Origin of the sequence: Cellulomonas shaoxiangyii (assembly GCF_004798685.1) — a bacterium.
In the GTDB taxonomy this organism is placed as follows: Bacteria; Actinomycetota; Actinomycetes; order Actinomycetales; family Cellulomonadaceae; genus Cellulomonas; species Cellulomonas shaoxiangyii.
This window is the reverse complement of the sequence record NZ_CP039291.1, coordinates 2,506,192-2,519,694: the sequence shown is the minus strand read 5'-3', so window position 1 is coordinate 2,519,694 and position 13,503 is coordinate 2,506,192. Positions and strand designations below refer to the sequence as shown.

10 protein-coding genes and 1 tRNA gene are annotated in these 13,503 nt (G+C 77.6%); 7 read left to right on the top strand and 4 right to left on the bottom strand.

What is annotated here, in order from left to right:
• Positions 1-15 precede the first annotated feature (15 nt).
• The 3 genes from E5225_RS11390 to E5225_RS11380 all read right to left on the bottom strand — a co-directional run bounded on the left by E5225_RS11390 (position 16) and on the right by E5225_RS11380 (position 1,110).
• Complete coding sequence (locus E5225_RS11390) at positions 16-315, bottom strand: hypothetical protein (protein ID WP_135973993.1); 300 nt, start codon at positions 313-315, stop codon at positions 16-18.
• A gap of 293 nt (positions 316-608) precedes the next feature.
• A complete protein-coding gene (locus E5225_RS11385) occupies positions 609-803 on the bottom strand; it encodes a hypothetical protein (protein WP_135973994.1) in 195 nt (64 codons plus the stop codon).
• 231 nt (positions 804-1,034) lie between these two features.
• Positions 1,035-1,110, bottom strand: a tRNA-Arg gene (locus tag E5225_RS11380).
• Positions 1,111-1,245: 135 nt separating this feature from the next.
• Here E5225_RS11380 and E5225_RS17545 point away from each other — a divergent pair.
• The 7 genes from E5225_RS17545 to E5225_RS11345 all read left to right on the top strand — a co-directional run bounded on the left by E5225_RS17545 (position 1,246) and on the right by E5225_RS11345 (position 11,563).
• Positions 1,246-2,970 carry a GTPase domain-containing protein gene (locus E5225_RS17545; RefSeq protein ID WP_167306019.1) on the top strand — a complete coding sequence of 575 codons (1,725 nt, stop codon included), beginning with the start codon at positions 1,246-1,248 and terminating at the stop codon, positions 2,968-2,970.
• A complete protein-coding gene (locus E5225_RS11370; RefSeq protein ID WP_243738412.1) occupies positions 2,967-4,646 on the top strand; it encodes a GTPase in 1,680 nt (559 codons plus the stop codon). Before E5225_RS17545 ends, E5225_RS11370 begins: the two co-directional genes overlap by 4 nt.
• A gap of 133 nt (positions 4,647-4,779) precedes the next feature.
• Complete coding sequence (locus E5225_RS11365) at positions 4,780-5,412, top strand: single-stranded DNA-binding protein (protein WP_166436064.1); 633 nt, start codon at positions 4,780-4,782, stop codon at positions 5,410-5,412.
• A 139-nt stretch (positions 5,413-5,551) separates the two neighbouring features.
• The gene (gene ettA / locus E5225_RS11360) at positions 5,552-7,234 is read left to right on the top strand and encodes an energy-dependent translational throttle protein EttA (protein ID WP_135975435.1); all 1,683 of its coding nucleotides are present in this window, start codon (positions 5,552-5,554) and stop codon (positions 7,232-7,234) included.
• Between the two features lie 10 nt (positions 7,235-7,244).
• Positions 7,245-9,308 carry a GTPase domain-containing protein gene (locus E5225_RS11355; RefSeq protein WP_136225428.1) on the top strand — a complete coding sequence of 688 codons (2,064 nt, stop codon included), beginning with the start codon at positions 7,245-7,247 and terminating at the stop codon, positions 9,306-9,308.
• A complete protein-coding gene (locus tag E5225_RS11350) occupies positions 9,305-10,924 on the top strand; it encodes a GTPase (protein ID WP_135975180.1) in 1,620 nt (539 codons plus the stop codon). The genes E5225_RS11355 and E5225_RS11350 overlap by 4 nt, the downstream gene beginning before the upstream one ends.
• 144 nt (positions 10,925-11,068) lie before the next feature.
• A complete protein-coding gene (locus tag E5225_RS11345; RefSeq protein ID WP_135975178.1) occupies positions 11,069-11,563 on the top strand; it encodes an acyl-CoA thioesterase in 495 nt (164 codons plus the stop codon).
• Between the two features lie 118 nt (positions 11,564-11,681).
• Here the strand turns inward: E5225_RS11345 and E5225_RS11340 are convergent, their stop codons facing one another.
• The gene (locus tag E5225_RS11340) at positions 11,682-13,415 is read right to left on the bottom strand and encodes an SDR family oxidoreductase (RefSeq protein ID WP_135975176.1); all 1,734 of its coding nucleotides are present in this window, start codon (positions 13,413-13,415) and stop codon (positions 11,682-11,684) included.
• Positions 13,416-13,503: the final 88 nt, after the last annotated feature.

Below are 13,503 nucleotides of genomic sequence, written 5' to 3'. Positions count from 1 at the left end.
CGTAGGGCTGCCGCGTCAGCGACCGCGCGACCCTGGACCGTGCGCCGGGCCGTCGATGGAGTCGGGGCGGGTCGGGGGAGCGGCGGCCGGCGGAACGGTCGCGGCGAGGGCCGCGGCGACGACGACGAGCAGGCCGGCGGCCGCGGCCAGTGCGCGCGCCGAGGTCCCGGTGACGCCGGTCCAGCGCAGGGCGAGCAGGACGACCCCGGCCGCCACGACCCCGAGCAGGAGGCGACCACCCCAGCGCAGGGCGGCCGCGCCGAGGCGGCGGGGCCACGGCGGGGTCGGCTGGGCGCCGCCGGCGTGCCGACCCATCAGACGCGCCCCGTCGTCCGACCGGCCGGCTCGTCCGGCGTGCCCGCTGACGTGGCGTCGCGACGGCGGGCGGACGGGCTCATGGGCGCCATGGTGGCACGGCCGGGTGGCCGGGCAGCCCGCGTGGACGGGTGATCGCGCGGCGCGCGCAGGGCGTCTGCCGGCCCTGGTGGGCGCCCGCACGACGACGGCCCCCGTCCCGGGAGAGCGGGAGCAGGGGCCGTCGGGCCGGTTCGGTGGGGCGCTGGTTCGGTGGGGCGCTGGTGTCGTGGCCGTCAGGTGCACGGCGGCGGTCAGGACGTCAGCGTCCAGCCGTGCGCGTGCACCGGCACGGGCACCGGGCGGGACTGCGGCCGTTCGGGCGGGCGACCGGAGGCGTCCGTCCGGCGTGACGCGCGGCGCTGCGCGCGGGTACGGAGCCTCGCCGACGCGGTGAGCCGCAGCCGGTGGTCGGAGCGGACGACGTCGTAGGTGCTGAGCGGGTGCATGGTGGTGCCTCCTGGGCGTGCGGCGGCGCACCCCGGGTCACGGGGTGGTCGCTCGATGGGTCGGTGGAGCCATCCCACCAGCGCCGACGCACCGTGTCACCGCATTTGTCCGGCCGGCCGGCGGCGGCAGGGGGATCGGGGCCCGGGGCGGGTTCTCGTCGGCACGCGTGGCGCGCCCGGCCCCGGGGCGCGGTCCCGCGCGGCGCCGCGCGGGTGCGCACGGAAGGGGAGTGGCGCCCCCGGCAGGACTCGAACCTGCAACCGACGGATTAGAAGGCCGTTGCTCTATCCGTTGAGCTACGGGGGCGGACCCGGCCAGCCTAGTGGCGCCACCTGCGCCCGCCCCGGGGAGCGGCCCGGCGGGTCGACCGGGACGGACTCGTGGCACGTCACCCGCGTGCCGCGTTTGGCCTGGTCATCGCAGGGAGGCGACAATGGGCGCGTGAGCGCCCAGCCCGGCTTCGTGCCAGCCCGGACGTCCGCGCCCACGCCGGGGCGCCACGCAGGCGTGCCCGCGGCCGGCGCGAGCGCGGCCGCCGACGTCCTCGTGCGTCCGCTGGCACAGACGTCCCTGCTCGACGCGGTGCGTGACCTGCGGCGGGACGTCGAGGCGACGTCGTTCCCGCTGGAGCTCGACGGCATCGAGCAGGCGCGGGCGTCGCGGGCACGGCTGGTCGACCAGCTCGGCGAGCACCTCGTGCCACGGCTCACCGAGCTGTCCGCACCGGCGGTCGTGGTCGTCGCCGGCTCGACCGGCGCCGGCAAGTCGACGCTCGTCAACTCCCTCGTGGGGCGCGAGGTGAGCGCCGCCGGCGTCCTGCGGCCGACGACACGCGAGCCGGTCCTCGTGCACCACCCGCTCGACGCCGACCTGCTGTCGCACCACCCGGTGCTCGACAGCGTCGAGGCCGTCGCCGCCGACTCCGTGCCGCGCGGCATCGCCCTGCTGGACGCGCCCGACCTCGACTCGGTGCTGGAGTCCAACCGCGAGTCGGCGCACCGCCTCCTGGAGGCCGCCGACCTCTGGCTCTTCGTCACGACCGCCGCCCGGTACGGGGACGCCCTGCCGTGGCGCGTGCTCGAGGCGGCCGTGGAGCGCTCGACGTCGATCGCGATGGTCCTCAACCGCGTGCCCCCGGCGAGCCTGCCGACGGTGCGCGGCGACCTGCTGGACCGGCTCCGCGCGCACGGCCTGGCCGGCTCCCCGCTGTTCGTCATCCCCGACGTCGGGCCGCACGAGGGGCTGCTCGAGCAGCGCGTCGTGGCGCCCGTGCTGCGCTGGCTGACGATGCTGGCGGGGCCGGACCGCGCGCGCACGGTCGTCGGCCGCACGCTGCGCGGGGCGCTCGCGGCGCTGCGCCCGTGGGTCGACGAGCTGGCCGACGCCGTGCAGGACCAGGCGGACGCGGCGGCCGGCATCGCGCGCGCCCTCGACGACGCCGTCGACGGCCCGCGCAGCGAGGCGGAGGCGACCGTCCGCGCCGGTGCGGTCGCCGACGGTGCCGTCCGCGCGCGGTGGGCGGAGCTGACCGCGCGGGGCGGGCCGTTCGCGAGGCTCGTGCGCCGCTCGGGCCGGGTCCGCGGTGGTGCGCGCCTCGCGCGCACCCGGGCGGTGGCGGTCGAGCCCTTGCTCGGCGAGCTGACCGAGTCGGCGGCCGCCGTGCTCGTCGCCGTCGGGGGCCGCGCGGAGGACTCCCTGCGGGCGACCCTCACGGGCCCGGGCGCGCCGGCGGGCGGGCCGTCGCTGGTCGTGCGCTGGGGGGCCGGCGACCAGGCCCGCGTCGCCGCGGCCGAACGCGCCGCGCGCGCCTGGACCGCGGAAGGGTCCCGTGCCGCCCGGGCGGCGCTGGCCGCCGCCGCGCCGGACGACGCCGTCGCGGCCCGCCGGCGCGACGTCACGCGCGCGGTGGGGGAGGACGGGCTGGCGGCGCTCGCGCTCGCCGCGGCGGCCGGGCTCGACGAGGCCCACGAGGCGCTGCGCACGCTGGTGCCCGACGCCGCGGACGCCCTCGTCGAGGACCTCCGCGCCGACCTCGTGCGCCGGGCCCGGGCCCAGGTGGACGTCGAGCGCGCCGGCGCCGACGCGGCGCTCGCCGATCCCGACCTCGCCGCCGACGCGTCCTCGCGCCTGCGGCTGCGGCTCGCCGTCCTCAAGGGGCTGACATGAGCACCGACGACGTCACACCGCCCTCCGTCCCGGCGCCCGTCCCCGCGGTCCTGCCGGCCGCGGTGCGGACCGACCCCGCGGCCCGCGTGGCGGCCGACGCCGAGCCGGAGATGGTCGGCGACGACCCGGGGCCCGACGCGGCCGAGGTGACCGCGGCGGCCCCCGGCGCGCGGGGCCGGCACCACCTCGACGCGGCCGTGCGCGGCGCGGACACCGCGGCGCTCACCGCGCGGGTCGACGCCCTCGAGGGGGCGCTGACGATCAGCGGCGAGCGGGCCGACCCGGACGTCGTCGCATCCGTCGGCGCCGCGGTCGACCGCGTGCGCGACCGGCTGGTCATCGGCGTCGACCACACGGTCGTGGCGCTCGTCGGCGGCACGGGCTCCGGCAAGTCGAGCCTGTTCAACGCGGTGAGCGGCCTGCGGTTCGCGGACGTCGGCGTGCGCCGTCCCACGACGTCGCGCGTCACCGCGTGCGTCTGGGGCGCGGACGGCGACGCGCTGCTCGACTGGCTCGGGGTCGACGTCGAGAACCGCATCGAGCGGGAGAGCGTCCTCGACGCCGACCACGAGGCGGCGCTGCGCGGCCTCGTGCTCCTGGACCTGCCCGACCACGACTCCATCGCGCCCGAGCACCGCGAGGTCGTCGACCGCGTGCTGCCGCAGGTCGACCTGCTGGTGTGGGTGGTCGACCCGCAGAAGTACGCCGACGACGCGCTGCACTCCGGCTACCTGCGCCACCTCGCCGGTCGCGACGCCTCCATGCTGCTCGTGATGAACCAGGTCGACACGGTCGCGCCCGAGGTCCGCGGCGAGCTGCTCGCCGACGTGCACCGCCTGCTGGCGGAGGACGGCCTGCCGGACGTGCGGGTGCACGGCGTGTCCGCGACGACCGGCGACGGCGTGGCCGACCTGCGGGACGCCCTCGCGGACGCCGTCGCTCGCCGGTCCGTGGCGGCCGCGCACGCCGACGCGGAGGTGGCGCAGGCGGCCCGTCTCGCGGCCACGCAGGTCGGCACGCGCGAGCCCGCGCCGTCGCAGCTCGCCCTGGGGACGGTCGTGGACAAGCTCGCGTCGGCAGCCGGGCTGCCCGCCGTCGCGGCGGCGGTCGCCGCGGTCGTGCGGGGCGGCAGTTCCCGCCCCCCGCGCCTGGGCGACGTGCACGGCGACGGCGTGGGTCTCGCACGCTCGGCCTGGCTGACGAGCGTGACGCAGGGCCTGCCGTCCCGCTGGGCCGACGACCTGCGCCACCGGGTGGCGACGACTCCGGAGCTGCGGCTCGCCGTCACCGACGCGCTCACGCACGTCACGGTGACGGCGCGGGCGTCGCCGGTCGCACGCGTGCTGTCGGTGCTCGCGGTCGTCCTGGGGGTCCTCGGGCTGGTGGGCGCCGGTCTCGTCGTCGCCGACGCCCTGGGGGCGGACCCGGGGTGGGTGCCGCCCGGCGTCGTCGTCGCCGCGCTGCTCGGTGCCGCGCTCGTCGTGGGGCTCCTCGCGTCGGCGGCGCGGCGCCGGTCCGCGGCCCAGCGCGCCGAGCGGGTGCTCGCGGAGGGACGGTCGGCGATCGAGTCGGTCGCCCGTGCGCGTCTGCTCGCGCCCACGCAGGACGTGCTGGCCGAGCACCGCCGCGTGCGCGAGCTCGTCGCGCAGGCGGCCGGGGCACCCGCGACGCGCTGAGCAGACCCCAGCCCCTGACGTCGCCCGGCCGGTCCACGAGGGCGCGACGGGGCCACCGGCCGCGGGGCCCGGCGACCGCACGATGTCGCCACACGCCCCGCCGCTCGCGGGGCCACGGCAGACAGGACAGCTCATGGGCGCACACACCCAGGACGTGACGGTCGTCGGCTGGGTCGGCTCCGACGTGCGGGCCTACCACCTCGACGGCGGCGGGACCCCGTACGCGCAGTTCCGGCTCGCGTCGACGCGGCGGGTCCACGACCGCGACACCGGCACCTACCGCGACGGTCCGACGGTCTGGTGGACCGTGAAGGCGTGGCGGCAGGTGGCGGACAACGTCGCGCGGTCCCTGCACAAGGGGGACCCGGTGGTGGTCGTCGGCAGGGTCGGCACGTCGGAGTGGACGTCGCCCGACGGCCCGCGGACCGAGCTCGTGCTCGAGGCCGTCGCGCTCGGGCACGACCTCGTGTTCGGCTCGACGGCGTTCGCGCGCAGCACGCGCGGCGGCACGGCGCGCGTCGGCGGCGGTGCCGCGGCCGCGGGGACCACCGGGCGCGCGGGTGAGGAGCACGCGGGCGACGACCACGCCGGAGACGTGCACGCCGGCGAGGCGATCGCGGACGACCCGTGGGCGCAGGCACCCGTGGACCTGCACGACGACGCGGCCCCCGGGGAGGGGACCGGCACGCCGGACGACCCCGGCGCGGCGGACGCACCGGCCCCGCGCGAGACCGGGGCCGGTCTCGCGCTGGTCGGACGCGGGTGATCGCCTAGGCTGGTGGATCGGCAACGAACGCGCCGCAGGTCGGCGCGCGCGACCGGTCGGGTGCACCGCCCGGCCCGGCACCGCGCGCCCCGACCGGCGGCGTCCCCACCGAAAGCGACCCGAGGCGGACGAGCAGTCAGTGGCTGAGTTCATCTACTCCATGTACAAGGCGCGCAAGGCGCACGGCGACAAGGTCATCCTCGACGACGTCTCCCTGAACTTCCTGCCCGGCGCCAAGATCGGCGTCGTCGGCCCTAACGGCGCAGGCAAGTCGACGATCCTCAAGATCATGGCCGGGCTCGACCAGCCGTCCAACGGCGAGGCGCGCCTGTCGCCCGGCTACACGGTCGGCATCCTCCAGCAGGAGCCGCCCCTGAACGACGACAAGACCGTCCTCGGCAACGTCGAGGAGGGCGTCGCCGAGATCAAGGGCAAGCTCGACCGCTACAACGAGATCTCGGCCCTCATGGCCGAGCCCGACGCGGACTTCGACGCGCTGCTGGCCGAGATGGGCCAGCTCCAGGAGGCGATCGACGCCGCCGACGCGTGGGACCTCGACGCGCAGCTCGAGCAGGCGATGGACGCGCTGCGCTGCCCGCCGCCGGACGCCGACGTCAACGTCCTGTCCGGTGGTGAGCGCCGCCGGGTGGCGCTGTGCAAGCTCCTGCTCGAGAAGCCCGACCTGCTGCTGCTCGACGAGCCGACCAACCACCTGGACGCCGAGTCCGTGCTGTGGCTCGAGCAGCACCTGCAGCAGTACCCCGGTGCCATCCTCGCGGTCACCCACGACCGGTACTTCCTCGACCACGTCGCGGAGTGGATCTGCGAGGTCGACCGCGGCCGTCTCTACCCGTACGAGGGCAACTACTCCACGTACCTGGAGAAGAAGCAGGAGCGCCTGGCGGTCCAGGGCAAGAAGGACGCCAAGCTCGCCAAGCGCCTCAAGGACGAGCTCGAGTGGGTCCGGTCCAACGCCAAGGGCCGCCAGACCAAGTCGAAGTCGCGTCTCGCGCGCTACGAGGAGATGGCCGCCGAGGCGGACCGCACGCGCAAGCTCGACTTCGAGGAGATCCAGATCCCGCCGGGCCCGCGCCTGGGCTCGATCGTCCTCGAGGCGAAGGACCTGCAGAAGGGCTTCGACGGGCGGACGCTCATCGACGGGCTGTCGTTCACGCTGCCCCGCAACGGCATCGTCGGCGTCATCGGCCCCAACGGCGTCGGCAAGACGACCCTGTTCAAGACGATCGTCGGGCTCGAGCCGCTCGACGGCGGCGACCTCAAGGTCGGCGAGACGGTGTCCATCTCCTACGTCGACCAGAGCCGCGGCGGGATCGACCCGAAGAAGACGCTGTGGGAGGTCGTGTCCGACGGGCTCGACTTCCTCAAGGTCGGCAACGTCGAGATGCCGTCGCGCGCGTACGTCGCCGCGTTCGGCTTCAAGGGCCCCGACCAGCAGAAGCCCGCAGGCGTGCTGTCCGGCGGTGAGCGCAACCGCCTCAACCTCGCGCTCACGCTCAAGCAGGGCGGCAACCTGCTGCTGCTCGACGAGCCGACCAACGACCTCGACGTCGAGACGCTCGGCTCCCTCGAGAACGCGCTGCTCGAGTTCCCGGGCTGCGCCGTCGTGGTCTCCCACGACCGGTGGTTCCTCGACCGCGTCGCGACGCACATCCTCGCGTACGAGGGCACGGAGGAGGACCCCGCGAGCTGGTACTGGTTCGAGGGCAACTTCGCCGCCTACGAGGAGAACAAGGTCCAGCGCCTCGGCGCCGACGCGGCGCGCCCGCACCGCGTGACCTACCGCAAGCTGCGCCGGGACTGAGGACACGACCATGAGCGACGACGCGCCCGGCCGCCCCGACCTGCCGGACCCCGACGGTCCGGCGGGGCGGTCGGGTGCGCCGGCCGTCGCGGAGGGCGTGCCCGGCGTCGCGGACGGCGCGCCCGGCGGGGGTCTCGTGGAGGCGCTCGAGCTGCTGGGGCTGCGCCTCGGTCAGGTCGAGCTGCCGCTCGAGGGCACCGGTGTCGCCGAGGCGCGCGCGGTCCGCCGGCAGGCCGTCGAACAGCTCGACGACTACCTGCTCCCGCGCCTGCGCGCCGTGGCGGCTCCCGTGCTCGCGGTGCTCGGCGGGTCCACCGGTGCCGGCAAGTCGACGCTCGTGAACTCGCTGCTCGGGGCACCGGTGTCGACGGCGGGGGTGCTGCGCCCGACGACGCGCTGGCCGGTCCTCGTGCACCACCCGCTGGACGGCCGCTGGTTCACCACGGACCGCGTCCTGCCCGGGCTCGCCCGGCTCGTCGCGGACCGCGGGACCAGCCGTGCCGTGGACGGGGGTACGCCGGACACCACGGGGACGGCGGCCGGTCACGCCGGCCTGCGGCTGGTGGCCAGCGACGCCGTGCCGCAGGGCCTCGCCCTGCTCGACGCGCCCGACATCGACTCCGTGGTCGACGAGAACCGGGCGTTGGCCCGCCAGCTCCTGGGCGCGGCGGACCTCTGGCTCTTCGTGACCACGGCCGCCCGCTACGCCGACGCGGTGCCCTGGGAGCTGCTCGCCACGGCCGCGCAGCGCCGCGTCGAGCTCGCGCTCGTGCTCGACCGCGTCGACCCGGGCGAGGAGGACGCCGTCCGGACGCACCTGACGGCGATGCTCGCCGAGCACGGGCTCGGGGGGACGCCCGTCCTGGTCGTGCCCGAGGTGGAGCCCGAGGACGGGCTGCTGCCGGGGTGGGCCGTGGCTCCGGTCGCGGAGTGGCTGACGCGCCTGGCCGCCGACCCCGCCGCACGGCGCGGGGTCGTCGAGCGCACGCGCGACGGGCTCGTGGCGGACCTCGTCGTCCGGGCCGGCCTGGTCGCCGACGCGGCGGACGCGCAGGAGGCCGCCGACGCGCGCCTGCGGGCCGCCGTCCGGACGGCCTACGGCGCGGCCCTCGTCGACGTGGAGCGCGCGACGTCGGACGGGCGCTTGCTGCGCGGGGAGGTCCTGGCCCGGTGGCAGGACGTCGTCGGCACGGGCGAGTTCATGCGGTCCGTCGAGGAGCGCGTCGCGCGCTGGCGCGACCGGCTCACGTCCGCCGTGCGCGGACGCCGTGCAGAGGAGCCGGCACTGGCCGACGCCATCGGGCGCAGCCTCGACGCGGTCGTCCTCGACGCCGCCGAGCAGGCCGCCGAGCGCGCGTACGCCGCGTGGCGGTCCGACCCCGGCGGTGCCGCGCTGCTCGACGGCCTGGCGCTGTCGCGGTCGTCGGCCCGGCTGCGCGAGGAGATCGCCGCACAGGTCCGGGCCTGGCAGGACGACGTGCTCGCGCTCGTCGCCGACGAGGGCGCCGACCGGCGCACGCAGGCGCGCGCGCTGTCCTTCGGCGTCAACGGGCTCGGCGCGGCGCTCATGCTCGCGGTGTTCGCCTCCACGGGCGGGCTGACCGGCGCGGAGCTGGGCATCGCGGGCGGCACGGCCGTGCTCGCGCAGCGCCTGCTGGAGGCGGTGTTCGGCGACGACGCCGTGCGGCGGCTCACGCAGAGCGCGCACGAGCGCCTGCTCGCCCGCGTGCACGGCGTGCTCGACGCCGAGGCCGCACGCTTCACCGCCCAGCTCGACGCGCTCGGCACGGCCGACGCCGGTGGTGCGGGCGTGCGCGCGGCGGCGGCGCGGGTCGCCGCCGTCCCCGTGCTCGACACGCCGTCCACCGTGCCCGGGGCCGACGGCGCCGCCGGCTCGCCCGCGCCGGGACACGGCGACGACGCCTCGCCGGCACGCACCGGCGCCCTCCGGGGCGTGGGCGCGCGCCGCCCGGGTGCCCGCCCGGACGGTCCGTCGCCGGCCGAGGCACCCGCCGCGGGTGGGCTGCGGGGCTGGTGGCGCCGCGTCACGGGCCGCGACGAGGACGCCCGGTGAGCCGCCCGGACGACCTGGCGGAGCGGACCGACGCCCTCGACGGGCTGTTGCGCACGGCCGGGCACCGGCTCGACCCCGCGCTCGCAGCCGAGGGGGCGCGCGTCGTAGCGCACGTCCGCGAACGCCTGGCGCTGGCGCCGTCGACCACCGTCGTGGCGCTCGCGGGGGCGACCGGGTCCGGCAAGTCGTCGCTGTTCAACGCCCTCGCGGGCGCGGACGTCGCCCGCCCGGGCACGCTGCGCCCGACGACGTCGCGGCCCCTCGCGGCGGTCGCGACGGACGAGGACGTGCACGCGCTGCTCGACTGGCTCGAGGTGGGGGACCGGCACGCGCTCCCGGCCGACAACCCCACGGCACGCGGCCTGCCGACCGGGCTCGTGCTGCTCGACCTGCCGGACCACGACTCGGTCGTCGTCGAGCACCGCGCCACGGCCGAGCGCCTCTACGAACGCGCCGACCTGCTCGTGTGGGTGCTCGACCCGCAGAAGTACGCCGACGCGGTGCTGCACGAGCGGTACCTGCGACCGCTCTCCGGCCACGCGGCCGTCATGGTGCTCGCCCTCAACCAGGCGGACCGCCTCGCGCCCGGCGAGCGTGTCGCGTGGCGGGACGACGTGCGGCGGCTCGCGGTGCAGGACGGCCTCGACGACGTGCCCGTCGTGCCCGTCAGCGCGCGCACGGGGGAGGGCGTGGACGAGCTCCGCGCCCTGCTCGCGCGCGCGGCGGAGCGGCGCCGCGCGGCGGCCGACCGCCTGCGTGCCGACGTCTCCCGCATCGGGTCCGCGGTCGCCGCCGCGCTCGACGGCGGCGCCGACGTGCGGCGCGACGTGCCCCCCGCCGACCGGCTCGTCACCGCGCTCGAGCACGCAGCCGGCGTGCCGACCGTCGTCGACGCGGTGCGTCGGTCCGCCGCCCGCCGCGTGCGCGCGCGGACCGGCTGGCCGCCGCTGCGCGCCCTCGGGCGCGTGCGACCCGACCCGCTGCGTCGCCTGCACCTGCAGCCCGGCGCGCGTGACGGCGACGCCGCCGACCGTACGTCGCTGCCCCCGGCCGGTCCGCAGGTGCAGGCCCAGGCCGCGAACGCCGTGCGTGGCTGGCTCGACGAGGCGACGACGGGCCTGCCGGACGCGTGGGTGCTCGCGGTGCGCGCCGACGTGCGCACGGGCGGACTGGCCGACGACCTCGACGTGGCCGTCGCCTCGACGACCCTGCTGCCCGCGCGGGCGCCGTGGTGGGCCCGCACCGTCGACGTGCTGCAGTGGGCCGGCGTGGTCGCGCTCGTCGGCGGGCTCGTCTGGCTCGGCGTGCTCGCGGGCACGGCGTACCTGCGCCTGCCGGAGCCGACCACGCCCGAGTGGGGGCCCCTGCCCGCGCCGACGGCGCTCGTGGTGGGCGGGCTCGCGCTCGGTCTGCTGCTGACGCTGCTGGGCACGGTCGGCGCGTGGGCCGAGGGCCGCCGCCAGTCGGCACGGGCCCGGCGGCGGTTGCGCGCGTCGGTGGCGCGGGTCGCCACCGTGCGCGTCGTCGACCCGGTCACCACGGAGCTCGCCCGGTGGCGCTCGTGCCGCGACCTGGCGCGTCGGGCGGCCGGGGACGGGACGCGCCGGCGACGCTGAGGGCGGGGTGCCGACGGGTCGATCCGCGAGGGGGCGACAGCCCCGGAGGCAGCCCCGGCGGCACGGCGATGCACCATGCACGCACGGCGCACCGACCGACGGGGCGCCGCCGGCCGGCACGAGGGTGCCGAGGAGAGGACGCGGATGGCTCGGCTCGAGGTACCGGTGCAGCTGCGCTGGTCGGACATGGACGCGTACGGCCACGTGAACAACGTCGAGATGCTGCGGCTGCTCGAGGAGGCGCGCATCGAGGCCTTCTGGAGCCACCCCGCGGGCCCGGACGGCACCCGCCCCGACGGCGCGTGGCCCACCGCCGTGCTCGACGCCGGTCCCGGCACGGGTCTCGCCACGCTCGTCGCCCGCCAGGAGATCGAGTACGTCCGCCCGCTCGGCTACCGCCGGTCGCCGGTGGTCGTGGAGATGTGGATCGGCCACCTCGGCGGCGCATCCCTCGACGTCTGCTACGAGGTGCGGGACGCACCGGCCGCGGCCGACGCGTCGGCGCCCTACGCACGGGCCGTGACGACGCTCGTCCTGGTCGACGCCGCCACCGGTGCGCCGCAGCGCATCGCCGCGGAGCAGCGGACGGCCTGGGAGCCGTTCGTCGAGGAGCCCGTGCAGCTGCGCCGTCGCCGCTGAGGCGCGCGGGTGTGCCGGGCCGCGCGGCGGCCCGCGGACCGGTCGCCGGAGCTTCATCGCCGCCGGTCATCGCCGCCGGTCATCGCCGCCGGTCACCGGCCCCGGTCGGCGCCCGCGGTCAGCGCCGGCGGTCGGCGGTCCGCGGCACGTCGGTGCGGGCGCGCTCGGCGGTCTCGGCGGCGCGCGCGATGTTGCGCTGCATGCCGCCGAAGACGATGCCGTGGAACGGGTACACCGCCCACCAGTAGAGCTGGCCCGCGAGGCCGTGCGGGTGGAAGAGCGCGCGCTGCGCGAACACGGTCGGCGGCCGCGTCGCGGGGTCGCCGGCCGTCCCCGCGTCCGCCGCGTCGCCCGCGTCCGTTGCGTCCGCCGCGGCATCGACATCGCCACCACCGGCGTCGCCCGTCCGCTCCGTCGGCTCCACCCGCAGCTCGAGCCACGCCAGCCCGGGCAGCCGCATCTCCGCGCGCAGGCGCAGCAGGCGCCCCGGCTCGAGCGCCTCGACCCGCCAGAAGTCGACGGCGTCGTCCAGCACCAGCCGGCTGGGGTCGCGCCGCCCGCGGCGCAGGCCCGGCCCGCCCACGATCCGGTCGAGGAGGCCACGCACGCGCCACGCGAGCGACCACGAGAACCAGCCGCGCTCGCCCCCGACCGCCTCGATCACCCGCCACAGCGCGGCGGGGGAGGCGTCGACGTCGACGCGCCGCTCGTCGACGTGGAGCGAGCCGCCCGCCCAGTCCGGGTCGGACGGCAGCGGGTCGCTGGGTGCGCCCGGCACGGCGGCCGACGACCACCGGGTCGTGACGCCTGCCCCCTGGATCCGGGCGAGCGCGAGCCGCACGGCGCGGTCGAACCCGATCAGCCCGTCGGGCGGGTCGGGGACGTACCGGGCGATGTCGTGCTCGTCGCACACGACCTCGTGCACGAGGGACTCGACGAGCGGCCGCGCGAGCCCGCCGGGCACGGGCGTCACGAGCGACACCCAGTGGCTCGACAGGCGCGGGCTCAGCACGGGCACGCCGACGATGACGCGCCGCGGCAGGTCCGCGATCGCCGCGTACCGCTGCATCATCTGCCGGTACGTCAGCACGTCCGGCCCGCCGATGTCGAACGCACGCGACACGTCCGCGGGCATCGCCGCGGACCCGACGAGGTAGCGGAGGACGTCCCGGATCGCGATCGGCTGGATGCGGTTGTCGACCCACGTCGGCACCGTCATCGCGGGGAGGCGCTCGGTGAGGTAGCGCATCATCTCGAACGACGCCGACCCCGACCCGAGGACCACGGCCGCCCGCAGCACGGTGGTCGGCACGCCGGACGCGAGGAGGATCTCGCCCACCTCCGTGCGCGAGGCCAGGTGCGGCGAGAGCTCCTCGCCCTCCGGGTACAGGCCGCCGAGGTAGACGACCCGCCCGACCCCGGCCTCGCGCGCCGCCTGCGCGAACGTCAGCGCCGTGCGGCGATCCCGTTGCTCGAACGAGCTCCCGGAACCGAGGGAGTGGATGAGGTAGTACGCGACGTCGGCGCCGTCGAGCGCGGCGCGGATGCCGTCGAGGTCGGAGGCGTCGCCCTCGACGGCCTCGACGTCGCCGAACCACGGGCGTCCGCGCAGCCGGTCGGGGTGGCGGGCGACCGCCCGGACGCGGTACCCGGCCGCCAGCAGCTCGGGCACGAGCCGGCCGCCGACGTACCCCGTGACCCCGGTGACCGCGACGAGCGGCGCGTCGGGCCGCGGCCTGCCGTCGGGACCCGGCCCGGGCACGAGCCCGCTGAGCGAGCGGGCGACGGGCTCGGGGGCGAGCCCGGGCTCGGCGGCGCGGCCGGGCTCGGGAACGTCGTCGTCTCGCCTCACCCGGGCAGTCTGCGGCCGCGGCCCGGGGGCCGCACCCGGAGCCGTCGGTGCCCGGTGCGCACCGGCCGTGGGCGCGCGCCGGCGCGCG

What these genes read in the sequence shown, in the direction of transcription:
- E5225_RS11370 (WP_243738412.1), top strand. Translation starts at nt 2,967, where the DNA reads ATGAGCACCGACGACGTCACACCGCCCTCCGTCCCGGCGCCCGTCCCC.
- E5225_RS11390 (WP_135973993.1), bottom strand. Translation starts at nt 315, where the DNA reads ATGGGTCGGCACGCCGGCGGCGCCCAGCCGACCCCGCCGTGGCCCCGC.
- E5225_RS11385 (WP_135973994.1), bottom strand. Translation starts at nt 803, where the DNA reads ATGCACCCGCTCAGCACCTACGACGTCGTCCGCTCCGACCACCGGCTG.
- E5225_RS11345 (WP_135975178.1), top strand. Translation starts at nt 11,069, where the DNA reads ATGGCTCGGCTCGAGGTACCGGTGCAGCTGCGCTGGTCGGACATGGAC.
- E5225_RS11365 (WP_166436064.1), top strand. Translation starts at nt 4,780, where the DNA reads ATGGGCGCACACACCCAGGACGTGACGGTCGTCGGCTGGGTCGGCTCC.
- E5225_RS11355 (WP_136225428.1), top strand. Translation starts at nt 7,245, where the DNA reads ATGAGCGACGACGCGCCCGGCCGCCCCGACCTGCCGGACCCCGACGGT.